Here is a 25,380-nt window from a genome sequence, read left to right as displayed (position 1 = left end):
CGTCCGGTCGTTTTGGGTAGTTCCGGTATTATTTGTGACTGGTGTGCCGGGAAGTCTGGTCGGCGGTGAGCCGAGACGTCCCGTTTTACCCGGTACGGCTCGGCCATGGCCATGCCCGCCGTCCGACCCACCGGGAGTCCCATGCCGCGCCCCGCCGCCACTTGGCCTGTCCGCCCAACGCTCCGCTACAGCCGCCAGGTGGCCCACGCGCTCCGTACCGAAACGGTCGGCGGCGTCATCATGCTCGCCGCCACGGTCGCGGCCCTGGTCTGGGCCAACACTCCCTGGGCGGACGCGTACGCCTCGTTGCGCACGTTCGAGGTGGCCCCAGAGTGGCTGCACCTCGGGCACATGGACGTGGCGCACTTCGCCTCGGGCGGGTTGCTGGCGGTCTTCTTCTACATCGCCGGCCTGGAACTACGCGAAGAACTCACCCATGGTGAGCTGCGCAACCCCCGGGACGCCGCACTACCGGTGCTCGCGGCCGTCGCAGGGGTCGTGGTGCCCGCGGCCATTTTCCTCGCGGTGAGCGCAGGTGAACCTGGAGCCCTCCAAGGGTGGGCCATTCCGACGGCCACCGACATCGCGTTCGCGCTCGCGGTCCTGGCGGTCACGTTCTCGTCGTGCCCCGCGCCACTACGTGCGTTCCTCCTGACGCTCGCCGTCGTGGACGACCTCATCGCCATCGGCATCATCGCGTTGTTCTACACGGACCAGTTGAAGCTCATCACGCTGGTGGTCGGTGTCCTGCTCATCGCGCTGTACGGGGTGCTCCAGGCCAAGGGCGTCCGTTCCCCCTGGGTGTACGTGCCGCTGGCCCTTCTGGCGTGGGCGGCCATGCACAAGAGCGGCATCCACGCGACCGTCGCCGGTGTGGCCCTCGGCATGCTCACCTCCCCGAAGGAGACGCCCGACGGGCGGCCCACCAACGCCGAACGTGCCGACCACGTCATCCGGCCCTTCTCCGCCGGGGTGTGCGTGCCCGTCTTCGCGTTCCTTTCGGCCGGGGTGACGCTGAGCGTGTCCGGGATGGGCGACGTGTTCACCGACCGGGTGGCCCTCGGGGTGATCGCCGGGCTGGTGATCGGTAAGTTCGTGGGCGTCTTCGGCGGCGCCTGGCTGGCCGTACGGTTCGGGCTGGCGACGCTGGGGGACGAGCTGCACTGGCGCGACCTCGCGGGCGTCGGGTTGCTCGCCGGGGTCGGTTTCACGGTTTCACTGCTGATCGGCGGTTTGGCCTATACCGATCCGGCACAATTCGAGAGAGTGACGACAGCGGTCCTGATCGCGAGCCTGATCGCCTCGGTGGGCGCCACCATCATCTTCCGGAGCCGGGGACGGCGGGGGGCCACCGCCGCCTTGGTCGGCTGACCCGGGCGGAACACGGGTGCCGGAGCACGGGTGCCGGAGCACGTGCCGGGCGAACGTGCAATGGCACGCCCGGATCATCGATGATGAGACCGGGTGGCCCGATCGATCGCCCGGCTGACAGGCTGTGAGGCCCGTCCCGAACGCCGGGGCCTGGAAGGAGAGAGCGATATGGCCGAGGCACTGCCGGGCGAGCGCATCGAGGACAAGTCACTCGGTGAGCTGGTCGCGCTGGCGTCGAGCAACGTCTCTGACCTGGTCAGGGCGGAGATCGACCTGGCCAAGACGGAACTCAAGGGCGATGCCAAGAAGGCCGCGCTGGGCGGTGTGATGTTCGGCGTCGCCGGCCTGATCGCCGGCCTGATCGTCATCCTGCTGTCGATCGCCGCCGCGTACGGCCTGGTCGCGCTGGGCATCTGGCACTGGGCCGCGTTCCTCATCGTCGCGGGCGTCTACCTGCTGCTGGCGCTGGCGCTGATCGGGATCGGCTACCTGCGGATCAAGAAGATCGAGGGAGCGAAGCGGACCCGCAAGACCCTGAAGGACGACTTCACCGCGCTGCGCCGCCGCGGCGGCTCCGACACCCCCGCGCTCACGGACTGAGGGGCCATGGCCGGGCACGCCTCGTCCGTCGTCGAAGTCGACGGACCCTGGATCCATCGGACGGTCAGCGCCGGAGGCACCCGTTTCCATGTCGCGGAGGCCGGCGAGGGCCCTCTCGTGCTGCTGCTGCACGGCTTCCCGGAGTTCTGGTGGTCGTGGCACAACCAGCTGGTGTCGCTGTCCGCCGCGGGCTACCGGGTCGCCGCGGTGGACCTGCGCGGGTACGGGGGCAGCGACAAGCCTCCCCGCGGGTACGACCTGGTCACCCTGGCCGGTGACGCGGCGGGGCTCGTACGCGCGCTGGGGGAGGCGAACGCCATTGTCGTGGGTCACGACTGGGGCGGCCTGCTCGCTTGGACGATGGCGGTCTACCACCCGAAGGTCGTCCAGCGTCTCGCCGTAGTGAGCGCGCCCCATCCGCTGCGCATGCGCCAGGCCATCCGGAGCAATCCGAGGGGGCAGGGCTGGGCGACACGGCACATCTTCAGCTACCAGGTCCCGAGCTTGCCCGAACGCCGTCTCATACGGAACGACGCCGCGTTCCTGGGGCGGCTCCTGCACGAGTGGTCTGGTCCCGGCTGGCCCGATGAGAAGACCGAGCGTCTCGTACGCGACGCCATGCAGATCCCCGGCACGATCCACTGCGCCCTTGAGTACCACCGGTGGTTCGTCCGGTCGCAGCCGCGTCCCGACGGCATCCGCTACGCGCACCGCATGCGTACCCCCATCCAGGTGCCCACGCTCCAACTGCACGGCTCCCTGGACCCGTGCATCCTCCCGGCCAGCGCCCAGGGATCCGGCCGGTACGTGGAGGCCCCGTACCGATGGAAGCTCATCGACGGCGCCGGTCACTTCCCCCACCAGGAGCGCCCGCGCGCGTTCGACACGCAACTCCTCGGCTGGCTGAAGGATCCCGAACCGGAGCGCTGAGCCGGCTTCCTTCTGAACACCCCTGGACTCCTGAACGCCCCCTGGACGCGGCCCGCCTCTCCCGTTGAACGACAATGGGGCCATGCGGGATCGCGATGAATCAGGGCGGCCGCGCAACGCTCGGCCGCGCGACGCCTACGGGCGCCCACTGCCCCGGGGCACGAGCGGGATACCCACGATGCCCGAAGACCTCTCCGTGACTCCTACAGAGGCTCTGGTGGAGGCCCAGCGGCTGCTGGACGAGGACAGGCCGTTCCACGCGCACGAAGTGCTCGAAGCCGCGTGGAAGGACGCACCGGAGACCGAACGGGAACTGTGGCGTGGCCTCGCCCAGGTCGCGGTCGGGATCACTCACGTACGGCGCGGCAACGCACGTGGCGCACAAGCGCTACTGGAACGGGCCGCCGACCGCATAGCGGCCCACTCGGCCGACGCTCCGTACGGCATCGACGCCGACGGGATCGTCACGGAAGCCCGCCGCATCGCCGCGCACGCCGAAGATGGGCCGAACCTGGCCATCTCCCTACGCCTCACCCGAACCGGGCGCTCTCCTCGTTGACTCGTGGCGTGTTCGCCTCTGGCGTCGCCCGTGGAGGCGAACACGCCACGAGTCAACGTGAGGGCCGGGTCAGTCGGAGCAGCTCTGCGTGGAGACGGGGGTGGTGGCGCCGGCGCCCGCGCGGGCGTCCGGGCCCACCTCCTCGGCGGTGAGCGCGTAGCCGGTGGACGGGGCGTCCAGGGCCGCCGCGAAGATCACGCCGAAGACGCTGCCGTCGCGGGCGAGCAGCGGGCCGCCGGAGTTGCCGGGCTCGACCGTGCCGCGGATCGCGTAGATCTCGCGGCTGACCTGGCCGGCGTGGTAGATGTCCGGTCCCTTGGCCGTCTGCCGGGCGCGGATCCGGGCGGCGCTCGCGGTGAACGGATGGTTCTTGGGGAAGCCGGCGATGATCGCGTCGTCCCGGACCCGGGCGGGCCCGGAGAACTTCAGCGGCGGCGCGTCCAGCCCCGGCACGTGCAGCACGGCGATGTCGCGCTTGGGGTCGTACAGGACGACCCGGCCCCGGTCGCGCGAGCCGCTCAGCGAGGCGATCACGGACTGCCCGCGGGCGCCCGCCACCACGTGCGCGTTGGTCATCACGCGGTCCTTGGCGTACACGAACCCGGTGCCCTCGATCTTGCGCTGGCACTGCGGGGCGGTGCTGACGACCTTGACGATGCTGCGCTTGGCCGCCTGCAGCGCCGGGGTGTCCAGGATCGCGTCGTCCGGCGGCGGCACCTCGACGACCGACTCGCCGCCCAGGCCGTTGAAGACCTGCGGGAACTCGCTGCTCTTGACGAACCCCTGGAACGAGGCGAACCAGGTCTGCGCCTGCGACGGCATCATGTCGTTGATGCCGTTGATGATCGTTGAGGCCTTGACCTGCGTCCGGACCGGCCGGAACTCGGAGTTGGCCACCAGCGTGCCGAAGAACCACGCGACGATCAGCAGCGACAGCGCGCTGATCACCGAGCCCCCGGCGGCGTCGACCGCGCGGGCGTTGTCGCCGGTCACCCGGTTGCGCAGCACGGCGCCCAGCGAGGACGCGATCAGCTGCCCGAGGGTCGCGGACAGGAACGCGATCACGATCGCCAGCAGCGCCTGCTGCGCGGCGCCGTCCACGGCGGCCTCGGCGATCGGCGGCGCGATGAGCACGCCGATGACGCCCCCGCCGACGAAGCCACCGAAGCTCAGCAGGCTCACGATGAAGCCCTGCCGGTAGCCCGAGACCGCGAACAGCACGACGAGCACGAGCAGAATCAGGTCCAGAAGGTGGTCGCCCAGCACCGCTTCACCGTATAGCGCGGGGACCGTTGCGCACGTCCCCTCGGTGTACCAGATTGTGCGTCCATATCTAGCCGTCGGGTGCGATGCGCGACGGCTCCCGTCCGCGTACGGTACGAGATCGCCGGTCACCGGGCGGATGCGGACGGTTCACGGACGTACCGCGACCGTCCACGCGGTCCCCCCGATTACCGGCCGCGACACGCCAAACCGCACGTTCACGTGATCAAGACCACCCCGGACGGCCCGGTTCGCACGCCCGTCCGGCTCGTTCAGCCGGCCCGTACGGCTCGTTCAGTCACGGGAGGCGAGATCGAGCACCTTGGCCGGCAGGTCCTCGACGCGAGCGGTGTCCCAGGGACGGTTCCAGCCTCCGGCGTCGAGCACCTGGATCAGCAGGCCCGCCGTGAATCCCCAGACGAGCATGTCGCGTACCTGGAAGGCAGGGCCGAGCGTCATCCCGGACGGGTGCCGCACCATCATCCGGTTGGCGGGGTCGACCAGTTCGGCGATCGGTACCCGGGCCACCGTGGCGACCTCGCCGGGGTGGCCGGGGGCGATGTCGGACGGCTCGCGCCACCAGGCGGCCACCGGCGTCACCCGGTGGCGGCTGCGCGACAGGTAAAGCTCGGGGAGCGTATTCAGGACGTGGACGCCCGCGGGCTGCACCCCGGCCTCTTCCCAGGCCTCGCGGAGTGCGGCGTCCACCGGGCCGCCGTCCTCGGGGTCGATGCGGCCGCCCGGGAACGCGGGCTGCCCGGCGTGGCTGCTGAGAGTGGCGGCGCGTTCGGTGAGCAGGATGTCCGGTCCCCCGGGGCCCTCGCCGAAAAGGATCAGGACCGCCGCGGCGCGCGCATCGGGCTCCGGCCGCAGGAACGGCGGCACGGTGATCCGAGGGGCGGCCGTACAGAAGCGGTCCAGCCAGAGGGGATGAGTTGAGGGGATGTCGGTCACGCCTTTACCCAACTCCGCCACGCCGCCGAACCTTCCCGCGCCACCCGAACCGCACCGGCCGCCCGGCCCGTCCCGCAAGCCCCGGCAGCTCCGGCGGAGCCGGCCGCCGCGCCCGGTGCGCCCGGTGCGGTCACGAGAACGGGCCCTCCTTGACCAGCTTCCCGGCCACGGCCTCGTCGGTCGGGCCCTCGCCGTACGAGGGACACAGCCGGGCCAGCGGGCAGGCACCGCAGGCGGGACGGCGGGCATGGCAGATCCGGCGGCCGTGCCAGATCAGCCGGTGCGACAGCATCGTCCAGTCCTTGCGCGGGATCAGCTCGCCGACGATCCGCTCGACCTTCACCGGGTCGGTCTCGTCCGTCCAGCCGAACCGCCGGGCGAGCCGCCCGAAGTGGGTGTCGACCGTGATCCCGGGGACGTCGAACGCGTTGCCGAGCACGACATTGGCGGTCTTCCGGCCGACGCCCGCCAGCGTGACGAGGTCGCTCAGGGTGCCCGGGACCTCCCCGCCGAAGCGTTCGCACAGGTCATGGCCTAGTTTCATAATATTGTTGGTCTTGGCCCGGAAGAATCCGGTCGACTGGATCAGCCGTTCGAGTTCGTCGCGATCCGCGGCGGCGTAGTCCTCGGCCGACCGATACCGGGCGAAGAGAGCCGGTGTGACCGCGTTCACCCGCCGGTCCGTACACTGGGCGGACAGGATCGTGGCGACCAGCAGTTCGAGCGGACTGGTGAAGTCCAGCTCGCAGTGCGCGTCGGGGTAGAGCGCGGCGAGCTCGCGGTTGATCCGCCGGGCACGGCGGACCAGGGCGAGGCGCGTCTCCGCCCGGGGCCGGGGCTTGCGGGGCGCCGTCACGGAGGCGGGGCTACCGTTGCGAGGCACGTGGGCAAGGGTACGTCCTCCGCCGCCGTCGTACGGCGCGCCGCGGGGCCTACCCTCACGTACGCGGTGGGACGTACGTCACACTAAGCATGAAGGTGTTCGAGGAGGAGAAGCGTGACCGACCGCGACGTGGACGTTCTGAGTAGGGCCCCGCTGTTCGAGGCACTCGACGAGCAGGGCGCCAAGGCGCTGCGCGCCAACGTGACCGAGGTGCGGCTGGCACGTGGCCAGACGCTCTTCAACGAGGGGGAGACGGGTGATCGTCTCTATGTCGTCCTGGACGGCAAGATCAAGCTGACCCGGGCCGCGCCGGACGGCAGGGAGAACCTGCTCAGCGTGCTCGGCCCGAGCGAGATGTTCGGCGAGCTGTCGCTGTTCGACCCGCGCCCGCGCACCGCCAGCGCGATCGCGGTGACCGAGTGCCGGCTGGCCGGGCTCGGCCACGACGATCTGCGTCCCTGGCTGACCGGTCACCCCGAGGTGGCCGTCCAGTTGCTGCGCGCGCTGGCCCAGCGGCTGCGCCGGACCAACGACGTCATGGCCGACCTGGTGTTCACCGACGTTCCCGGGCGGGTCGCCAAGCAGCTGCTCGACCTGGCCGAACGGTTCGGGCAGCCGTCCGAGGCGGGGCTGCACGTGCACCACGACCTCACCCAGGAGGAGCTGGCGCAGCTCGTCGGCGCCTCCCGGGAGACCGTCAACAAGGCCCTGGCCGACTTCGCGCAGCGCAACTGGCTGCGGATCGAGGCGCGCGCTGTGGTCATCCTCGACATCGAACGGCTCCGCAAGCGCTCCAAGTGACCCCCGGGGGCCCAGGCGGCCCCGTCCCCCTCGACCCCGGCTTCATCGCGGCGGCCCGACGGCTCCCCCTGGTGGCCGCCGCAGTCCCCTCACGCCCGACACGCCCTCACGAGCGTTCCTCGAGGTACTCCATCTGCGACTGGACGGACTTCTCGGCGGCGCCCCACAGCGACTTGTCCACGTCCGCGTAAACGGTCGCGACCACGTCCTTGGCTGTACGGGCCCCTGCCGCGAGGGCGGCTTCGACCTGCGTCAGGCGCTCGCGCCGGTGGGTGATGTAGTAGTCGAGCACGCCGATCGGGTCGTCCAGCTTGGGGCCGTGGCCCGGCAGGATCGTGGCGGCCTCGCGCTCCTCGGAGAACGCCCGGAGCCGGTCGAGCGAGGTCAGGTAGTCGCCGAGCCTGCCCTCGACGATCGTCGTCCCGTACCCGAGCACCGAGTCGCCGGTCAGTACGGCACGGTCGGCCGGGAGCCAGAACGTCAGCGAGTCGTCGGAGTGGCCCGGGGTCTCCATGATCCGCAGCTCCAGGCCGCCGGTGGTGACCACGTCCCCCTCGCCCAGCCCCTCGTCGCCGAGCCGGTGGCGGGGATCCAGCGCCCGTACGGGCACGGTCCCGCGACCGCCCGCCGCCGCGACCGCGAGTCCGGAGAACTTCGCGGCCCCGGCCGAATGGTCGGGATGCCCGTGCGTGAGCAGGATCAGGCCGACCCTGCGGCCTGAGGCCGTGATCCCGTCCACCACGCGGCGGAGGTGGACGCCGTCCTTGGGCCCGGGGTCGACGACCACGACCTCCTCGGCGCCGGGCTCGCCGATGACCCACGTGTTGGTCCCGGTCAGGGTCATCTCGGAGGGGTTGGGCGCCAACCAGCATCGCGCCCGTTCCGTGCCCATCCCGTCAATGTCGCTCATGTCCCCCATACTGCCCAACCGCCGATCTTGGCTGCGGGCCGGGTTCCAGCGGCCGAGCCGGTCCAGATGGCGCAGCGCGGACGTCCCCGCCAGCCAGCGCATGGCGACATGGGACGGGGACGGGCCACGGCGGCGCGGGGGCATCCGGCTCAGCCTCCCGGATAGAACTTCTCGGTGCCCTTCGGCAGGATCAGGTAGACCTCGTCGTCGATGACCTCCGCGATCGGCTCGTGCACCACGATCTCGCGGGGCGCGGCCAGCACGTCGGCGACCGTCTCGTACCCGGCCAGCTCGGACAGCGTCGCCAGGGTCGGCGGCATCAGGAACCACTCGCCCGCGGCGGCCCGTTCGAGCCCCTCGGCGGGACGGACCCACGCCACCTGGTCGGCCTCGGTGCTGACGTCCCTGGCCCGCTGCCCGGCCGGCATCCCCGCCACGAAGAACCGGGTGTCGTACCGCTTGGGCTCGATCGCCGGGGTGATCCAGTGCGTCCACGGGCGCAGCAGGTCCGAGCGCAACACGAGGCCGCGGCGCTCCAGGAACTGGCCGAACGACTGGGACCGGTCCAGCAGCGCCTGCCGGTCGGCTTCCCAGTCGTCGCCGCGGGTGTCGTCCACGACCGTCCCGCCGGTGGGGCCCGCCAGCAGGACCAGCGTCTCCTCGAACGTCTCGCGTACCGCCGCGCACACCAGCTCGCGCGCCAGCGTCTCGTCGGCGTTGAACGCCTTGCCCCACTCGGCGGGGGACGGACCGGACCAGCCGGGCGCGATCTCGCCGTCCCGGGGGTCGACGGACCCGCCGGGGAAGACGTACGCGCCGGGGGCGAAGGCCATGGAGGCGACCCGGCGGAGCATGAAGGCCTGCAGCCCGTGCTCGTCGTGGTCGCGCAGCACGACGACGGTCGCCGCGTGCCGTGCGGGCACCGGCTCGAGCCGGCCCGCCCGCATCTCCTCCAGCCGCTCCCGGAAACTCTGGGGCAGCTTCAAACCGTTCACCATCGTCCACCCCACCGCGTGATCCTCATGACGGCCAATTCGGGCATACCGAATGCCATTCCGTCAAGGGTACGGCCGGCCGGTCACCCGCGCGGGACGCCCGGTCAGGCGGGGTGGACGCGCCGGCGGCCCGGTGGGGTGGACGCGCCGGTCAGGAGACCTCGGCGATCAGCTCCACCTCGACCGGGACGTTGTTCGGCAGCACCGAGACGCCCACCGCGCTGCGGGCGTGCACCCCGGCGTCGCCGAAGATCTCGGCCAGCAGATCGCTGGCCCCGTTGATCACCTTCGGCTGGCCGTAGAAGTCCGGCGCGCTGGCCACGAACCCGAGGACCTTGACGATCCGTACGACCCGCGACAGCTCGCCGAGCTCGGACTTGAGGGCCGCCACGCAGTTGAGCGCGCAGATCGCGGCCTGCTCGGCCCCCTGCTCCAGGGTGACCTCCGCGCCCACCTTGCCCAGCACGTGCAGCTCGCCCTTGACGAACGGGACCTGCCCCGAGGTGTAGACCAGCGAGCCGGTCCGCCTCGTGGGCACGTACGACGCCAGCGGCGCGACGGGCTCGGGCAGCTCCAGCCCCAGTTCCCGGATGCGCTCCTCAGGGGTGCTCATACCGGGCTCACTTCTCCAACTCGCGCTTGAAGTAGGCCACGAGGTTCTCGGGGTTCGGCCCCGGCAGCACCGTGACGAGCTCCCACCCGTCCTGGCCCCAGTTGTCAAGGATCTGCTTGGTCGCGTGCACCAGCAGCGGAACGGTCGCGTACTCCCACTTCGTCATGCCACCCAGCCTAGCGATCTCACCACCACGCCAACGGCAGCGGGCGACTAGCCACGAGGTCCTGTACCCCAGGTCAGGCCTCGGGGCTCCGGACGCGGGTCAGGCCTGGAGCTCCGGACGCGGGTCAGGACTCGCTCTCCGGTGGCCGCTGGTCGCCGGAGGCGAGGCCGCGCGGGTCCTTGTCCTTGCTCCGCTTCGGCTCGTCCAGCCCGATCACCGGCGGGACGGTCTCGGCCGGATCGAGCGGCGAGGGCTGCTCGGCGGCCTTGGCCAGCTCCTGCTCGGCCTTGGCGAGCCGTTCACCGAGACCGGGCTTGTCGGCCTCGGCGCGCTCGGTCTTCCCGCCCGGACCGTCGCCGGTCATCCGGTCGAAGAACCTGAGCAGCTCGACCGGCAGCGGCATGACCAGCGTGCTGTTCTTCTCGGCGGACACCTCGACGACCGTCTGCAGCAGCCGGAGCTGGAGCGCGCCCGGGTCCTGCGACATGATCTCGGCCGCCGCGGCCAGCCGCTTGGACGCCTGGAACTCGCCGTCGGCGGTGATGATCCGGGCCCGCCGCTCCCGCTCGGCCTCGGCCTGCCGGGCCATCGAGCGCTTCATGCCCTCGGGCAGCGAGACGTCCTTGATCTCGACCCGTTCGATCCGGACCCCCCAGGGCGCGTCGGTGATCTCGTCCATGATCCCGCGCAGCCGGAGGTTGATCTTCTCCCGCTCGCCGAGCAGCTCCTGCATGTCGGTCTGCCCGATGACCGAGCGCAGCGACGTCTGCCCGATCTGGGACACCGCGTAGCCGTAGTTCTGCACGTTCACGATCGCCTTCACCGGGTCGATCACCCGGAAGTAGACGACGGCGTCCACCCGGACGCTCACGTTGTCCTGGGTGATCCCTTCCTGCGCCGGCACGTTCATCGTGACGGTCTGCTGGTTGACCTTCTGCATCCGTTCCATGATCGGGACGATGAACGTCAGGCCGGGCCGCCGTACCGCGCCGGAGCGCAGGTCGCCGCCCCGCTGCACCTGGCCGAACCGGAAGACGATCCCGTGCTCGAACTGCTGGACGACCCGTACGGACGCCGCCACGCCGATCAGGGCGAGGATGACGAGGACGATGAGGATGAGGCCCACTTCCATCACGGCTCCTTCACACCAGGGTGAGCTGAGCCCGTAACGGGGCCCAGGAGGCCCGGCCCGGCGACCGGGCGTATGTTTTCCAGCTAACCCCGCGGGCACGGCCGAAACAACGGTCCAGCGCGTCACGTTCCGTAAGAGCGGGAACACCGTGTCAGGAATCACTTGCATGAGGGAGGGCGCGCTCTCAAGTCCTTGCCGAGCGAACGATATGGTCGATCGGGTGAGTGCGAGAGACACCGACTGGGACGGCGTACGCCTCCATGTGGTCACGGGCAAGGGCGGTACGGGCAAGACCACGGTCGCCGCCGCCCTGGCGCTGGCGCTGGCCGCCGGTGGCCGCAAGGTGCTGCTGGTGGAGGTCGAGGGACGCCAGGGGATCGCCCAGCTCTTCGACTGCCCGCCGCTGCCGTACGAGGAACGCAAGGTCGCGGTCGCCCCGGACGGCGGTGAGGTGTACGCGCTCGCCATCGACACCGAAGAGGCGCTGCTCGAGTACCTCGAGATGTTCTACAGCCTCAAGCGCGCCGGCAAGGCGATGTCCAAGCTGGGCGTGGTCGACTTCGTCACCACCATCGCCCCCGGGCTGCGCGACGTGATCCTCACCGGCAAGACCAGCGAGGCCGTGCGGCGCCGCGAGAAGGACGGCTCGTTCGTGTACGACGCCGTCGTCATGGACGCCCCGCCCACCGGCCGGATCACCAAGTTCCTGAACGTCAACGACGAGGTCTCCGGCCTCGCCAAGGTGGGACCGGTCCGCAACCACGCCGACACGGTCATGCGGGTGGTGCGCAGCCCCGAGACGGCCGTCCACTTCGTCACGCTCCTGGAGGAGATGCCGGTCCAGGAGACGACCGACGGCGTCCACGATCTGACCGAGGTCGGGCTGCCCGTCGGCGGCATCATGATCAACATGGAGCATCCGCCGATGCTGGCCGCCGACGATCTGGCCGCGGCCGCCGAGGGCACCCTGGACCTGGACGGCATCGTCCGCGGCGTCAAGGCCGCCGGCCTGGAGCACGACGCCGAGTCGATCGCCGCCGCACTGTCCGCCGAGGCCACCGAGCACGCCCGCCGTACCGCTCTGCAGCGCCGCGAGAAGGAACAACTCGAGAAGATCGACCGGCCCCGCTACACCCTCCCGCTGCTGTCGGACGGCATGGACCTCGCCGGCCTGTACGACCTGGCCGAGTCACTGCGGGCCCAGGGCGCGGCATGAGCATGGGCATGGGCATGGGCATGGGCATACAGCGCGGCATGAACGCGGGCACCCCGCGCGGCGTGAGCTGGAACTCGTCCGGACGGCGCGGCACGAGCCCGCCCACCGGCGATGGAACGCAGGAACGGGGCGGCCGGCCCGCCGGCACCCGGAGGCGAACGGAAGAGGCCGCCTGAGATGAGCCCCACCGGCAAGACCCCGAGCGGCCAGACCACGGGCGGCAAGACCCCGGGCGGCAAGAGCCTGAGCGGTAAGACCCCGCCCGCCCTGGACGTGGACGCGCTGCTCGACGACCCCCGTACGAAGATCATCGTGTGTTGCGGCTCCGGCGGCGTCGGCAAGACGACCACCGCCGCGGCCCTCGGCGTGCGCGCCGCCGAGCGCGGCCGTGACGTCGTCGTCCTGACCGTCGACCCGGCCCGCCGGCTCGCCCAGTCGATGGGCCTGTCCGAGCTGGACAACAACCCGCGCCGGATCGAGATCGACGGCGACGGCGAACTGCACGCCATGATGCTCGACATGAAGCGCACGTTCGACGAGATCGTCGAGGCGCACGCCGACCCCGACCGGGCCAGGCAGATCCTGGCCAACCCCTTCTACCAGTCGCTGTCCTCCAGCCTGTCCGGCACGCAGGAGTACATGGCGATGGAGAAGCTCGGCCAGCTGCACCGGTCCGGCGCCTGGGACCTGATCATCGTCGACACCCCGCCGTCCCGGAACGCCCTGGACTTCCTGGACGCCCCCGAACGGATGGGCCGCTTCCTCGACGGCCGCTTCATGAAGATCCTCGCCGCCCCGGCCAAGACCGGCGGCCGGCTCGGCGTCAAGGTGCTCAGCGCCGGCTTCGGCATGTTCACCGGCGTCATCAACAAGGTCCTGGGCGTCCAGCTGCTGCGCGACGTCCAGACGTTCGTGGCCGCCTTCGACACGATGTTCGGCGGCTTCCGCGAACGCGCCGAGAAGACCTTCCAGCTCCTGCAGACCCCGGGCACCGCGTTCCTCGTGGTCGCCGCCCCCGAGCCCGACGCCCTCCGCGAGGCCTCGTACTTCGTGGAGCGCCTCGCCGAGGAACGCATGCCGCTCGCCGGCCTGGTCGTCAACCGCGTCCACGAGTCCACCGGCGACGCCCTGTCCGCCGCCCGCAGCCAGGCCGCCGCCGAGACCCTCGAGGAACGCGGCGAGCACACCCTGACGGCCGCCCTGCTGCGCATGCACACCGGCCGCATGCAGCTGGCCGCCCGTGAGGAACGCCTGCGCGAGCACTTCGCGTCCGCGCACCCCACGGTCCCGACCACGGCCGTACCGGCCCAGGCCGAAGACGTCCACGACCTGGAAGGCCTCCGCCGCGTAGGCGCCGATCTGGCCGTGTCTGTTGCTTCCGCGAGCGGCGCTCCTCGCTAGCGCTCGTCGCTTGTCGCGAAAGCGGCTCGCGCTGGCATCGCTCCGAACTCGCCTGGCGGCTCGCTCCGCGATCAGGTTCTCGCTTCGCTCGAACCTGCCTTCGGACGCGCTCGCAACGCCTGGGGCGCGCACCACCTGAGCAGGCGGGCTGGCCCACGTTCACCGCGTGCCCGGGGCGTTGACTCGTGGCGTGTTCGCCTAAAACGACATGGCCAGAGGCGAACACGCCACGAGTCAACGGAAGCGAGCGGCACGGCGGTGATCCCGCGCATCGCCTCACCAAAAGTGGATCAAACGGTCACCTTGGACTAAACGATGGGGCGTTGGCCGGATCCGGCCAACGGGATTAGGGATCGGCTAGTTCACAGGAATCGGGTGACCGATATCGCGGCGGGTGATCGATGCCGAAACGGCCGCAGGCCCGACACCCGGTGAAGGGGTTCGGGCCTGCGGCCGTTCGTCAAGACCATGAAACTTTGCCGGTCGGCCATGGGCGTCGTGCCTTGCCCCGGGCCGGTGTCCGCTTCAGGAAGGTCCGGTCAGCTGGCGACGAGTTCACTCTCGTCGGGCTCGACCGTACGCTCGTACTCCTCCTTGGCGGTCTCCAGCAGGTCACGCCATGAGCGCACATCTGGGCGCCGCCTCATCAGGGCTCGCCGCTCGCGCTCTGTCATGCCGCCCCAGACGCCGAACTCGATGCGGTTGTCGAGGGCGTCGGCAAGACACTCCGTGCGCACCGGGCAGCCGCGGCAGATGAGCTTGGCTCGGTTCTGCGCCGCTCCCTGCACGAACAGGGCGTCTGGATCCGCGTTACGACAGGCGGCGCGGGCGGTCCAATCCGTGATCCACATCTTGGCCCCACTCCCCAGGGTCTGTGTCGATTTGCGCTCCTTGGCCAGACGGGCGCGGTCGTCGGGCCGGCAAACGAAAGCCGTGGGGAAGAACTTACGGAAGCGAGGGGGGATTCAACAGACCCCGATGGGCCCATTCTCGATATAGCCCTCCGGGGCCATACCGCCGGAACGGACTAGTTATCTCTAGTTGACGTCCGAGCCGTACCCGTGGTTGTCAGCAAACCGAGGATCGTTCGGTCTGCGGTCTCGCCGCCGCCGGGACGCCATCGTCCCGCACCACCGGCCCGGCGCGCCGGAGAATCCGGTGATCGGCCCCTTGCCGGCCCCCGTCGTACCGACGTATCCACAGCTCAGCCCAGGGATGTGGGGGCACGAACAGGCGGCGCGTTATGCCCAGCTTGGGTCGCCTGTCCCGTATGCACTGGTCATCCACGCGTACCCTAGAGCGCGTGCACGGTGTCAAAGAGAATCGGCGGCAGGCCATCGTCACCCTCTTCCGTCTGCTCGGTGCCGGGGTCGCCGCGGGCGTGCTGGTCGCGCTCATCGCGCTGCCCGGAGTCGGCAGCGCCGGGATGACCGCGCGTGACGCCGCCAACAACTTCGAGGACATGGAGGGCGAGCTCAAGACGTCGCCACCGTCGGAGAAGACGGTGATGTACGACGTCAACGGCAAGGAGATCGCCCGGTTCTTCGACAAGTACCGCGAGTCGGTCCGGCTCGACCAGGTCGATCCGGTGATGCGGCAGGCGATCATCGACATCGAGGACTCGCGCTTCTTCGAGCACGGTGCGCTCGACCTCAAGGGGACGATCCGCGCGCTGGCGACGAACGCCAACTCGGAGCAGACCCAGGGCGGCTCGACCCTGACGCAGCAGTACGTCAAGAACCTCCTCGTCGACAGCGCCAAGACCGACGAGGAGTACCTCGACGCCACCGCCCCCACGGTCGGCCGCAAGCTCCGCGAGCTGCGCTACGCGCTTGACGTCGAGCAGCGCATGACCAAGAACCAGATCCTTGAGGGCTACCTCAACATCGCTTACTTCGGCGGCGGCGCCTACGGCGTGCAGGCGGCGTCCAAGCGCTACTTCAGCAAGCCCGCCAACAAGCTCGCCCTCGAGCAGTCCGCCCTGCTCGCGGGCATCACCCAGAACCCCACCGCGTTCGACCCCACACGTAACCCCAAAGCCGCCCGTGAGCGGCGCGACACCGTTCTCTACCGGATGGCGCAACTGGGGCACGTCACCAAGGCACAGGCTGACGCGGCCGCCGCCAAGCCCATCGAGCTCAACGAGACCCAGCCGCAGGGCGGCTGCGAGACGAGCAAGGCACCGTACTTCTGCGAGTACGCGAAGTACGACGCGCTGCAGGCCCTGTCCGGTGGCAAGTACTGGCAGCTCAAGCCGAAGCAGCAGCAGGACATCGTCAAGAAGCTCAATCGCGGCGGCTACACGATCCGCACCACGCTCGACATGAAGGCCCAGAACGCCGTCGACAAGGCGCTGCGTTCGGCCGTTCCCCCGGCCGGCAACCGGGTCGGCGCGGAGGCGATGGTCGAGCCGGGCACCGGCAACGTCCGGGCCATCGGGCTGAGCAAGCGGTTCGGCGAGGGCAAGGGCCGTACCACCATCAACCTGCCGGCCAACTCCGCGCACGGCGGCGGTACCGGCGTCTCCGCGGGCTCGACGTTCAAGGTCTTCACGCTGCTCGCCGCGCTCGACGAGGGCATCCCGGTCAACACCACCATCAACTCGCCGGAGACGGCGACCATCTCCGGCTTCCAGCCCTGCAAGTACACCGGCACGTACGGCGGCAAGAAGTACAAGAACGAAATGCTGGGCGGCGGCGGACCCTGGACCGTCTCCAACGCCGGTGACAGCGAGAAGGGCAACTTCAACCTCAAGACCGGTACCTGGCACTCGGTCAACACGTTCTACGCTGCGCTGGAGAAGCGGGTCGGGGTCTGCGACTCGGTCAAGATGGCCGAGAAGTTCGGCATGAAGCGCTCCGACGGCAACGCGCTCGCGCCCGTTCCGTCCCAGGTGCTCGGGGCGAACGAGGTCGACATGGTGAGCCTGGCCGCCGCGTACGCGGGCATCGCCGCGCGCGGCAAGTACTGCTCGCCCAAGTCGATCAGCGAAATCGTCAGCCCCGAGGGCCAGCCGGTCAAGCTGCCCAAGCAGGACTGCCACCAGGCGGTGAGCGAGGACGTGGCCGACAAGGTCAACAGCATCATGCAGGGCACGCTGAGCCAGGGCACGGCCAGAGGGCGCGGCATCGGCCGTCCCGCCGCCGCCAAGACCGGTACCTGTGAGGCGCACACCTGCGCCCTGTTCGCGGGCCACACCCCGAACATGGCCGCCGCCACCGCCTACTACGACTTCCGCGGGCCCTGGAAGTACAAGGTGTACGGGGTCTTCGGAGCCGGCATCCCCGGCGCGATGTGGCAGCAGAGCATGCAGAACGCGCTGGCGGGCAAGCCCGCCCCCGGATTCGCCCGGCCGACCAACAACTTCGGCGACACGATCCGGGTCCCCGACCTGAAGGGCATGACCGTCGGCGCCGCCACGGCCCGGCTCAAGGCCGCCGAGCTCCAGGTACGCGTCTCACCGCGCCCGATCCGTTCCGAAGCGCCCAAGGGCTCGGTCGCCTCCACCTCGCCCCCGGGCGGGGGCGAGGTCAGCCCCGGCACCACGGTGATCCTCTACATCAGCAACGGCCGCGGCGGCAGGGGCGGAGCCGAACCCCGTCCAGGCGACGACGGTTTCCGCTGGCCCTGGCAAGACTGAACGAAGGGCGCCCCCGGCCGGGGGCGCCCTTCCTCACTTCCCGGCCAGCTGGCGCTTGACCTCCGCGGCCACCCGGCCGCCCTCGGCGCGCCCCGCCACCTTCGGGTTCACGACCTTCATGACCTGCCCCATCGCCCGCGGACCCTCGGCCCCCGTCTCGGCGATCGCGGCCGTGACCAGCGCCACCAGCTCCTCGTCCCCGAGCTGCGCGGGCAGGTAGTCGTCCAGTACAACGCCCTCGTCCCGCTCCGCCCGCGCCTGCTCCGTACGACCGGCCTCCTCGAACGCGGTCGCGGCCTCGCGGCGCTTCTTGGCCTCCCGGGCGAGCACCTTGACGATGTCCTCGTCCGAGAGCTCGCGGGACTGCTTGCCGGACACCTCCTCGTTCTTCACCGCGGTGAGAACCATCCGCAACGTGCGCAGCCGCAGTTCGTCACGGGCCTTCATCGCGGTGGAAAGGTCGGTTTCCAGCTTCTCCTTCAGGGCACTCATGGCCACAATCATGCCCGTACGACCCACCGACTCCCACATGTTTACGCCGCGCCGACCGGCGGCGTCCCAGGCGTTACGCGGCACTGCCCGGTTCTGGGACCATATGAGGCGTCGGGTTTGGGCCCTTGGAGGGAGAACCGTGCGAAAGCTCTACGCCGTACCTCTGGGACTGGCGGGTGCGGGCGCGGCCACGTTCGGATACGCGTCCGTCATCGAGCGGAACTGGTTCCGGCTGCGCCGCTTCGACGTGCCGGTGCTGCCCCCCGACCGCCCCTCCGTCAAGATCCTGCACATCTCCGACGCGCACCTCACCCCGGGCCGCAAGCACCTGATCAGCTGGGTCCGTTCCCTGGACGCCCTGGAACCCGACCTGGTGATCAACACCGGCGACACGCTCTCCCACCGCGACGCCATCGGACCGTTCCTGGACGCCCTCGGCCCCCTCCTGGACCGCCCCGGCGCCTTCGTGTACGGCTCGAACGACCTCTACTCGCCGATCTTCAAGAACCCGCTGCGCTACGTCTGGCGGACGAGCCAGGCCGACTACAAGAAGCGCCGCCGCGAGCCCGACCTCCCGTACCGCGAGCTCGGCTCCTCCCTCCAGGCCGCGGGCTGGCTCGACCTCAACAACCGCATCGGCCGCCTCAAGGTCGGCGAGCTCGACGTCGAGTTCGGCGGGATCGACGACTCCCACATCAACCGCGACCGCTACGACAAGATCGCCGGCCCCGTCGACCCCCAGGCCGACGTCCACCTCGGCGTCATGCACTCCCCGGAGCCCCGCAACCTCGACCGCTTCTCCACCGACGGCTACGACCTCCTCCTCGCCGGCCACACCCACGGCGGCCAGGTCTGCGTCCCCTTCTACGGCGCCCTGGCCACCAACTGCGGCATCGACCGTCCCCGCGTCAAGGGCCTGCACCGCCACCGCGACTCCTGGCTGCACGTCTCCGCAGGCCTCGGCACCTCCCCGACGGCCCCCATCCGCTTCTGCTGCCCGCCCGAAGCGTCCCTCCTCACCCTGGTCCCCCGTTAATCGGGACGCACCACCCTCCGCCATCCGCTAGAGTGGACGAGGCGCCGGGAGGCACGTACGACTCCCGGGCAGCCACCACCGGGGTGTAGCGCAGCTTGGCAGCGCGCTTCGTTCGGGACGAAGAGGTCGTGGGTTCAAATCCCGCCACCCCGACAGAAACCGCCAGGTCAGAGGCCGGTTCCCAGACAGGGAATCCGGCCTCTTGATCGTTTGACCCTCGTTTGACCCCGCCCCTGAACGCGACCCCGCAACACCCAGGGTCACGCACCATCACCCCGTGGCCAAATCTCAGCCCTCCGACACCTCATCTAAACCGCAGCTTCGGCCGGATTCCGGGTGCTGACCAATCGATGGCACATCACCCACCAGCTCAAGTTCGGGCGGCTGCGGAGCCCCAACGAGCACAGTGACCGAGATCTGACAGCGCCCGGACGGGCGTAAGAACGTGTCTTACGTGGCGAGTTTCACGAGCTTCTTGTAGCAGGTGATGGCGGCTGCGAGAACGAGGAAGGCGTTGAACAGGCGGCTGTCGCGTTCGCAGCGGACGGTCAGGCGCCGGTAGCCGAACGGCCAGGCCAGCGTCCGTTCGATCACCTAGCGGTGGCGACCCAGGCGTTCGCTCGATTCGACGCCCGCTCAGGCGATCTGCGGGACAGTCTCGCGTCTGCGCAGCCAGGTCAGATGCTCGGCGAGTTGTGAGCCTGGTCAGCGCGGATCTTGACCGGCCTGCGCCGGCGCGGCCCCCGCCGGGACCGGATCGCCGGCAATGCCATCACCAGCGGCTTGAGCGCCTGGCTGTCATGGACGTTGGCCGCCGACAAGTGCAGGGTTGAGGCCGACACGCCGGTCCGGCGGATGACCTCGCCGATCGTGAGGTGATCGTCTGGGCTGGCGTGCACGGCGCTGCTCCTGCTCGGGTCGGAGAAATGCTGCTCAGGTGGTGCCGCGGGAGCCGCAGCTCGGCCGTGGATCAGGGCACCGACAGCGACCGACAAGGCCAGGCAGGACAGACCGACACCCGCCTGGGCCACTCGCCAGGACCAGGTGAAGGCGTCCAACTGCATTCCTTCGGCTCCGCCCGTGAGGCGGCCGGCGCCGACCTCGGCGGCGCGGGCGGCATCGCCGAGCCGGGAGGTGAGGAGGCCGACGAGGGAGGCGCTCTAGGCGGCGATCACCAGTGCCTCGGCCGCTCCCCGCAGGGGGTTGAGGAACCCGGCAGCCATGCCAACCGTGTCACCATCCACCAGCGCCATGGCCGCCCGTCGGTGATTCCGAAGGACGCTCCCATGCCCACGCGATCATCACCAGAGGCGCCGCGACCGTCACGACCGCATCGTCAGCGTGCAACCTCACCAGCCACAGGTTCCCGGCCACGACCAGCAGCAGGGCGATCATGATCAGTAGCAGGGCGGGGGCGCCCTTGTTCATCAGGGTCACGGCGACCGTGGGCGTGATCAGCACGGGGACGGTCAGCAGCTGCATCGTCACCCCTGCCGCCGCAGGCGTGAGGCCAGCCGCCGCCTGCAGGTAGGTGGGGAGGAAGACCAGCCCCCCGAGGAAGCCGATGGAAGTCGTCAGCGTGGCCAGACTCCACCCCAGGAAACCGCAGTTGGCGACCAGGGCGGGCGCCAGTACCAGTGCGGTACTGCGCCGCCGCACGATGCCGAAGATGATCAGGGCCGCCAAGCCGGCGACCCCGGTAAGCACGATGACCGGGTGCTGCCAGCCGAGGGTCGGCGCCTCCGGGAGCGCGAACATCAGCAATGCCAGCGCCGCGACGAACAGCGCACTGCCCGTCCAATCGATCCGGTCGACACCTGTGGCGCAGGCCTCGCGGACCTGGCTGCCACCGAAAGCAAGGACGGTGAAGACCACGAAGCTCCACCGCCAGTAGGCCTTAGTGACGATCACCTGATCGGATCAGTGCCGAAGCGGGCCGGACTGGACCGCAGCATCCACCCCGCCAGCACCTCGTTGACTCGGTGGCGTAGTTGACTGGATGGCGGTGGGCCGCCACCTTTGCGGCCTTGCCGCACCAGGCCTGCATCTATGATCCGGCGCGCATTGGGCTCCGGACGGCACCCACCGAACGGATCGGGGACGCGTGCAGGCGTTCGTAGCCAGCACTGCCACCACATGGCTCGAACGCCTATGCCAAATCCACGTCTCCTCTTCCGGGCGATGTGAAGGTCCCGCGGAAGAGCTCACCGGCACGAGACACGAGTGAGACATTACTTTCTGTAACACAGATTGTACGAATAAGCAAGTATTGCCACTGCGGACCAGCGTCCGCACCTACCATTAATGTCAGCTTGATCACCTCGCCCGGCGGCCACGTGACGCCGGGTCGTTGGGTGTTCACCGAAGTATGGGCGATAGGGGACCGATGAAGATCACGCCGTCCTCTCGCATCCTGCGGATGCTGGGAGAGATCGAATTCGACGAATGGCAGTGCATCGCCGAACTGGTGGACAACGCTCTGGACGACTTCTCCGAGATCGAGCGCGACGGCATCCCCTGGGCGGGAGGCTTCAAGGTCTCCGTGTCGCTGCCCAGCCCCAAAGCCAAGCTCGCTGACGCGGTCGTGAAGGTCTCCGACACCGGGCGCGGCATGAGCTACGACACGCTAGAGCAGTCGGTCCGCGCTGGCTGGTCCAGCAATGACCGCTTCGACAAGCTTGGCTTGTTCGGCATGGGCTTCAACGTCAGCACCGCCCGGCTGGGGCGCCGTACCCGGGTGCTGACCACTCGGCGCGGCGACGACCGGTGGATCGGCGTGGAGATCGACCTGGATCGGATCGGCGATGACTTCGAGGCCCAGGACATCGAAGAGTCAAAGACCGACCCCAACGAGCACGGGACCCGCATCGAGATCAGCGGCCTGCACCCCGACCGCGCGGACTGGCTGCGCCGCAACGCCAGCAACCTGCGCGAGACCCTGGGACGCACCTACTCCTGGATCCTGGACAACAAGCCCTTCGAACTGTGGGTGCAAGGCCAGCGAGTCAGACCTCGGCTGCACTGTCGGTGGGGCGACGATCGTGCCGTGACCTTCGGGCATGGAGCCTCCGCCGAACGGATCCCGGCCTACATCGCCATCGACGAAACCTTTGACCCCGCCGAGGCCTGTACCAACTGTGGAAACTGGCAGGTTCCAGACAAGGGCACATGCGAGCAGTGCGGCGGCGACCGACTCACCCTACGCGAACGCCGCATCCATGGCTGGCTCGGCGTCCAGCGGCACCTACACAAGCGCGAGTTCGGGATCGACTTCCTACGCAACGGCCGCAAGATCCTCCAGTGGGACAAGCGCCTGTTCGACTGGAAGAACCCCAACGACCCGGCCACCGGCGCTGTGGATACCGAGTACCCGATCGAATTGGCCAACCAGGGCGGTCGACTTATCGGGGAGATCCATCTCGACCACGTTCCTGTCACTTACCAAAAGAACGCCTTTGAATACAGCGACCGCGGCTGGCGAGCGACCATCGACTACCTGCGGGGCGTAGGACCCATGCAGCCCGAGAAGGCCAAACGACTGGGTTACCCAGTCAACGACAGCCCGCTAGCCCAGCTATATCGGGGTTACCGCCGCAACGCCGCCGGGCTGCGCTGCCTGATTCCCGGCGACGGCAAGGGCCCCATTCACGACGAGACCCGCCGCTGGGCACAGCTGTTCCACCGAGGCGACGCCGACTATCAGGACGACCAACGATGGTGGGACGCCGTCGTCAACCACGAGGAACTCAGCAAGGCCGCCAAGCTCGCCAAGGCCGAGGGCGCCGCCCCATACAAGCCCGATGAGGCGGCGGTGCTAGATGCGCTCGGCGTTGCCATTGGCGAGTCCGATACGTCTGGGGTCACCTCCGACGCCGCGTCCCTCACCGGCCAGGCGCCGGCAAGTGTGCCGGAACCTCCCGCTGTCAAGCCCGCCAAGGAGACCTTCCAGGAACGGATCGCCCGCTACCGCGCCGACTCCACTATCGTCCCCGAACTCACCCGCGACTTCGGGATCCCTCGCGTCGGTGACCTGCGCGTCGAAACCCGCAGGCTATCCACGGTCGCACTGTGCGACACGGCGGCCCAGCCCACCCCCGTGCTACTGGTCCAAGGTCCCGGCGGCACCGGCACCGCTTTCGTCGACCCCGCCCACGAGGTCTTCGCCAAGCTGGGCGCCGACCCCACCGAACTCCTGCTCGTCGAGATCGCCACAGTAATGAAGGTCAAGGCGGAGAGCGACCTTACTCACGCTCAACTGATCGCGTTGCTGCGCGCGCACTGCCTGCTCGACCTCGCCCCCCGGATGGACGTGGTCTTCGCCCAAGCCCGCGAACTGCTCAGCGACGTCCGCCGGATGATGGCCCTGCGGATCGACGCCGACCCTGGTCGCGCATTTCAGTATCTGTCGCCCGACGAGCTCACCGCCACCGAGAACGAGATGATCGCTAACGGGCAGGTCACTCACACCCAGGCGCTCGGCCAAACCGGGGAGTTCTTGCTCTACGCGCCCCCCTTGTTCGTAGTCAGGCTTTTGGAAGAATGGCCCAAGGCGTTCATGGATGGCCACGTGTTCGCCGGCCCCTACGCCTCGGTGTCCTCTCTCTCGGCACGCCGCCTCAGTGTCGCCAAAGTCTCCGGCTACCTCAACGACATCGCCACCCTCCTCAGTTTCACCGCCGAGCGCGGCCCCCAGCAGTTGCAGCGCACCCGGCTCAGCATCCAACTGCTGGCCGACGAACTGGTGGCCGAGGCATGACCGACGGCTTCCTATCCCTCCAAGCACTGCTCGACGGTGGGCCCCGGGGCCTACCTCACGCCCTGGAACGCACGCTGTGGCACCTGGGCTTCGTCGATGTGCGCATCGTGGACGGAGCCGGCGACGGCGGTGCCGACCTGCTCGCTGTCCGCAACCGCGAACAATGGGTCTTTCAATGCAAATGGTCGGCCAACCGGCCCGTGGACCGCCAGGGCGTCGACGATCTGGAGCGGGCCCGTACCCGCTATGGCGCTGACAAGGCGGTCCTGGTCACCAACACCGGCCTCACTAAGGCCGCGCAGGAACGCCGCGCCGCACTCGAGGCCATCGGCGTCAAGATCTCAGCGTGGGACGGCCCCACCCTGGCCGCCATTTTCGAACGGATGCCCGAACGTGTCCCCGCGCGTTACCAACTGCGCGACTACCAACTCGCCGCCGCCGACGCGATCTCGGCCGACCTGAAGTCCCACGGCCGAGCGCTGCTCGTCTTGGCGACCGGACTCGGTAAGACCGTCATCGGCGGTGAGGTCATCCGCCGGTACTTGACCGCCGACCCCACCGCCCAGGTCCTGGTCGTCGCGCATATGAAGGAATTGGTCCAGCAGCTCGAACGCGCTCTGTGGCGGCACCTGGACAAATCCGTCTCCACCCAGCTCGTCACGGGCGAGACCAAGGCTCCCGCCCACAACGGTGTCTTGGTCGGCACCGTCGAATCGGTCTTGGGCGTGGTCCGTGCCGGATGGCGGCCCAGCCTCGTCATGATCGACGAGACCCATCACGTCGGCGACAACGGAAGATTCGCGGATCTGCTGGATCTGTGCTGCGATGCTCACCAATTCGGTGTGACGGCAACCCCTTGGCGTGGCGACAAGTTCGACATCACCTCACGGTTCGGCCGCCCCAGTCTGCGTATGGGTATCGCCGAGGGAATGGCGCAAGGACACCTGTCCGCCGTCGACTACCGTCTCTTCGTCGACAATCTTGACTGGGAGATGGTCCGCAAGGCCAGCGAGCACGGTTACTCCATCAAGGAACTCAACCGTGCGTTGTTCTTGCCCCAGCGCGACGAAGAGATCGTCGAACAGTTCCGCCAGACGTGGCGCGCCACCCCAGACCCGCGGGCCATCGTGTTCTGTCAGACCATCGAACACGCCGAGCGTGTCGCCACCCTGTTTTCGTTGTCGGATAGCGCCTGGCGCCGCGCATCATTTCTGCACAGCGGCCTGCCACGCCAGCGCCGGCAGATCCTGCTCAATGAGTTTCGCCTCGGCCGCATCCCCATCATCACCTGTGTCGACGTCTTCAACGAAGGCGTCGATGTCCCTGACGTCAACCTGATCGCCTTCCTACGCGTCACTCACAGCAGACGCATCTTCGTACAGCAACTCGGACGCGGTCTGCGGCTCAGCCCGGGAAAGAAGGCCCTCAAGGTGTTGGACTTCGTGACCGACATCCGGCGCGTCGCCGCCACCTTGGATCTCAAGCGCTCGCTGGAGGCCGTCGAAGCCGAGCACCTACGGCTCCGCCTGCCCTCCGGCTCCCGCGTCGAATTCAACGATGAGACCGCCGGAACCTTGCTCGACCACTGGATCCAGGACGCCGCGAGCTTGGAGACCGCCGCCGATGAGGTTCGCCTGCAATTTCCCCCAGCACTCTAGGAGG

The 25,380-nt window shown here is 69.2% G+C and carries 25 protein-coding genes and 1 tRNA gene; 13 read left to right on the top strand and 13 right to left on the bottom strand.

The genetic code is table 11. From position 1 onward, the window contains the following. Window positions 1-198 precede the first annotated feature (198 nt). From nhaA to ACH34Q_RS28460, 4 genes are all read left to right on the top strand, one after another. The gene (nhaA, locus tag ACH34Q_RS28475) at window positions 199-1,371 is read left to right on the top strand and encodes a Na+/H+ antiporter NhaA (RefSeq protein WP_395986146.1); all 1,173 of its coding nucleotides are present in this window, start codon (window positions 199-201) and stop codon (window positions 1,369-1,371) included. 168 nt (window positions 1,372-1,539) lie between these two features. Beyond that, window positions 1,540-1,971, top strand: coding sequence for a phage holin family protein (locus ACH34Q_RS28470; RefSeq protein ID WP_395986145.1), 432 nt, complete (start codon window positions 1,540-1,542; stop codon window positions 1,969-1,971). 6 nt (window positions 1,972-1,977) lie between these two features. Then, entirely contained in the window at window positions 1,978-2,901 is a 924-nt protein-coding gene (locus tag ACH34Q_RS28465; protein ID WP_395986144.1) for an alpha/beta fold hydrolase, read from the top strand. Window positions 2,902-3,097: 196 nt separating this feature from the next. Next, entirely contained in the window at window positions 3,098-3,460 is a 363-nt protein-coding gene (locus tag ACH34Q_RS28460; protein ID WP_395986143.1) for a DUF309 domain-containing protein, read from the top strand. Between the two features lie 69 nt (window positions 3,461-3,529). Here the strand turns inward: ACH34Q_RS28460 and ACH34Q_RS28455 are convergent, their stop codons facing one another. The 3 genes from ACH34Q_RS28455 to nth form a co-directional block, all read right to left on the bottom strand. Continuing rightward, window positions 3,530-4,726, bottom strand: coding sequence for a MarP family serine protease (locus ACH34Q_RS28455; RefSeq protein ID WP_395986142.1), 1,197 nt, complete (start codon window positions 4,724-4,726; stop codon window positions 3,530-3,532). 291 nt (window positions 4,727-5,017) lie between these two features. Further along, window positions 5,018-5,698, bottom strand: coding sequence for an NUDIX hydrolase (locus ACH34Q_RS28450; RefSeq protein WP_395986141.1), 681 nt, complete (start codon window positions 5,696-5,698; stop codon window positions 5,018-5,020). A 109-nt stretch (window positions 5,699-5,807) separates the two neighbouring features. Continuing rightward, the gene (nth, locus tag ACH34Q_RS28445; RefSeq protein ID WP_395986140.1) at window positions 5,808-6,560 is read right to left on the bottom strand and encodes an endonuclease III; all 753 of its coding nucleotides are present in this window, start codon (window positions 6,558-6,560) and stop codon (window positions 5,808-5,810) included. A gap of 114 nt (window positions 6,561-6,674) precedes the next feature. Between nth and ACH34Q_RS28440 the strand changes: the two genes are divergently transcribed. After that, complete coding sequence (locus tag ACH34Q_RS28440) at window positions 6,675-7,361, top strand: Crp/Fnr family transcriptional regulator (RefSeq protein ID WP_344594623.1); 687 nt, start codon at window positions 6,675-6,677, stop codon at window positions 7,359-7,361. 106 nt (window positions 7,362-7,467) lie between these two features. Here ACH34Q_RS28440 and ACH34Q_RS28435 read toward each other — a convergent pair whose 3' ends face one another. The 5 genes from ACH34Q_RS28435 to ACH34Q_RS28415 all read right to left on the bottom strand — a co-directional run bounded on the left by ACH34Q_RS28435 (window position 7,468) and on the right by ACH34Q_RS28415 (window position 11,177). Then, window positions 7,468-8,415, bottom strand: a complete 948-nt coding sequence (locus ACH34Q_RS28435; RefSeq protein ID WP_395986139.1) for an MBL fold metallo-hydrolase — start codon at window positions 8,413-8,415, stop codon at window positions 7,468-7,470. Window positions 8,416-8,420: 5 nt separating this feature from the next. Next, on the bottom strand, window positions 8,421-9,218 hold the full coding sequence (locus ACH34Q_RS28430) for an NUDIX hydrolase (RefSeq protein WP_395986199.1): 798 nt from the start codon (window positions 9,216-9,218) through the stop codon (window positions 8,421-8,423). A gap of 199 nt (window positions 9,219-9,417) precedes the next feature. Next, a complete protein-coding gene (locus ACH34Q_RS28425) occupies window positions 9,418-9,879 on the bottom strand; it encodes a RidA family protein (RefSeq protein ID WP_395986138.1) in 462 nt (153 codons plus the stop codon). Between the two features lie 7 nt (window positions 9,880-9,886). Continuing rightward, window positions 9,887-10,045: a DUF4177 domain-containing protein gene (locus ACH34Q_RS28420; protein ID WP_395986137.1), complete on the bottom strand. Its 159-nt coding sequence runs from the start codon at window positions 10,043-10,045 to the stop codon at window positions 9,887-9,889. A gap of 124 nt (window positions 10,046-10,169) precedes the next feature. Next, window positions 10,170-11,177 carry an SPFH domain-containing protein gene (locus ACH34Q_RS28415; protein WP_395986136.1) on the bottom strand — a complete coding sequence of 336 codons (1,008 nt, stop codon included), beginning with the start codon at window positions 11,175-11,177 and terminating at the stop codon, window positions 10,170-10,172. A 220-nt stretch (window positions 11,178-11,397) separates the two neighbouring features. On the opposite strand from ACH34Q_RS28415, the gene ACH34Q_RS28410 reads away from it, so the two are divergent. From ACH34Q_RS28410 to ACH34Q_RS28400, 3 genes are read left to right on the top strand one after another with little or no spacing between them, the layout of a single operon-like run. Continuing rightward, window positions 11,398-12,393 (top strand): ArsA-related P-loop ATPase, encoded by a 996-nt coding sequence (locus ACH34Q_RS28410; RefSeq protein ID WP_395986135.1) that lies wholly within the window; start codon window positions 11,398-11,400, stop codon window positions 12,391-12,393. Continuing rightward, a complete protein-coding gene (locus ACH34Q_RS28405) occupies window positions 12,390-12,569 on the top strand; it encodes a hypothetical protein (RefSeq protein WP_395986134.1) in 180 nt (59 codons plus the stop codon). Before ACH34Q_RS28410 ends, ACH34Q_RS28405 begins: the two co-directional genes overlap by 4 nt. A 1-nt stretch (window position 12,570) precedes the next feature. Further along, window positions 12,571-13,794 carry an ArsA family ATPase gene (locus ACH34Q_RS28400; RefSeq protein WP_395986133.1) on the top strand — a complete coding sequence of 408 codons (1,224 nt, stop codon included), beginning with the start codon at window positions 12,571-12,573 and terminating at the stop codon, window positions 13,792-13,794. 539 nt (window positions 13,795-14,333) lie between these two features. On the opposite strand, the gene ACH34Q_RS28395 is transcribed toward ACH34Q_RS28400, so the two are convergent. Then, window positions 14,334-14,645 carry a WhiB family transcriptional regulator gene (locus ACH34Q_RS28395; RefSeq protein WP_395986132.1) on the bottom strand — a complete coding sequence of 104 codons (312 nt, stop codon included), beginning with the start codon at window positions 14,643-14,645 and terminating at the stop codon, window positions 14,334-14,336. A 452-nt stretch (window positions 14,646-15,097) separates the two neighbouring features. Here ACH34Q_RS28395 and ACH34Q_RS28390 point away from each other — a divergent pair, with 452 nt between their 5' ends. After that, on the top strand, window positions 15,098-17,434 hold the full coding sequence (locus ACH34Q_RS28390; protein WP_395986131.1) for a penicillin-binding protein: 2,337 nt from the start codon (window positions 15,098-15,100) through the stop codon (window positions 17,432-17,434). A 33-nt stretch (window positions 17,435-17,467) separates the two neighbouring features. On the opposite strand, the gene ACH34Q_RS28385 is transcribed toward ACH34Q_RS28390, so the two are convergent. Further along, window positions 17,468-17,926, bottom strand: coding sequence for a GatB/YqeY domain-containing protein (locus ACH34Q_RS28385; protein WP_395986130.1), 459 nt, complete (start codon window positions 17,924-17,926; stop codon window positions 17,468-17,470). 139 nt (window positions 17,927-18,065) lie between these two features. Here ACH34Q_RS28385 and ACH34Q_RS28380 point away from each other — a divergent pair, with 139 nt between their 5' ends. After that, the gene (locus tag ACH34Q_RS28380) at window positions 18,066-18,962 is read left to right on the top strand and encodes a metallophosphoesterase (RefSeq protein ID WP_395986129.1); all 897 of its coding nucleotides are present in this window, start codon (window positions 18,066-18,068) and stop codon (window positions 18,960-18,962) included. Between the two features lie 79 nt (window positions 18,963-19,041). Next, a tRNA-Pro gene (locus tag ACH34Q_RS28375) sits at window positions 19,042-19,115 on the top strand. A gap of 297 nt (window positions 19,116-19,412) precedes the next feature. Here ACH34Q_RS28375 and ACH34Q_RS28370 read toward each other — a convergent pair. From ACH34Q_RS28370 to ACH34Q_RS28360, 3 genes are all read right to left on the bottom strand, one after another. Next, entirely contained in the window at window positions 19,413-19,556 is a 144-nt protein-coding gene (locus ACH34Q_RS28370; RefSeq protein ID WP_395986128.1) for a hypothetical protein, read from the bottom strand. A gap of 83 nt (window positions 19,557-19,639) precedes the next feature. Next, window positions 19,640-20,020, bottom strand: a complete 381-nt coding sequence (locus tag ACH34Q_RS28365) for a hypothetical protein (protein ID WP_395986127.1) — start codon at window positions 20,018-20,020, stop codon at window positions 19,640-19,642. Window positions 20,021-20,195: 175 nt separating this feature from the next. Next, window positions 20,196-20,837, bottom strand: coding sequence for a hypothetical protein (locus ACH34Q_RS28360; protein ID WP_395986126.1), 642 nt, complete (start codon window positions 20,835-20,837; stop codon window positions 20,196-20,198). Between the two features lie 511 nt (window positions 20,838-21,348). Here ACH34Q_RS28360 and ACH34Q_RS28355 point away from each other — a divergent pair. Beyond that, complete coding sequence (locus tag ACH34Q_RS28355; RefSeq protein WP_395986125.1) at window positions 21,349-23,718, top strand: ATP-binding protein; 2,370 nt, start codon at window positions 21,349-21,351, stop codon at window positions 23,716-23,718. Then, window positions 23,715-25,376 (top strand): DEAD/DEAH box helicase family protein, encoded by a 1,662-nt coding sequence (locus ACH34Q_RS28350; protein ID WP_395986124.1) that lies wholly within the window; start codon window positions 23,715-23,717, stop codon window positions 25,374-25,376. The genes ACH34Q_RS28355 and ACH34Q_RS28350 overlap by 4 nt, the downstream gene beginning before the upstream one ends. Window positions 25,377-25,380: the final 4 nt, after the last annotated feature.

This window comes from Actinomadura sp. 9N407 (assembly GCF_044326315.1).
In the GTDB taxonomy this organism is placed as follows: domain Bacteria; phylum Actinomycetota; class Actinomycetes; order Streptosporangiales; family Streptosporangiaceae; genus Spirillospora.
The sequence above is the reverse complement of the archived record's forward strand: the minus strand, read 5'-3'. Positions and strand labels throughout refer to the sequence as shown.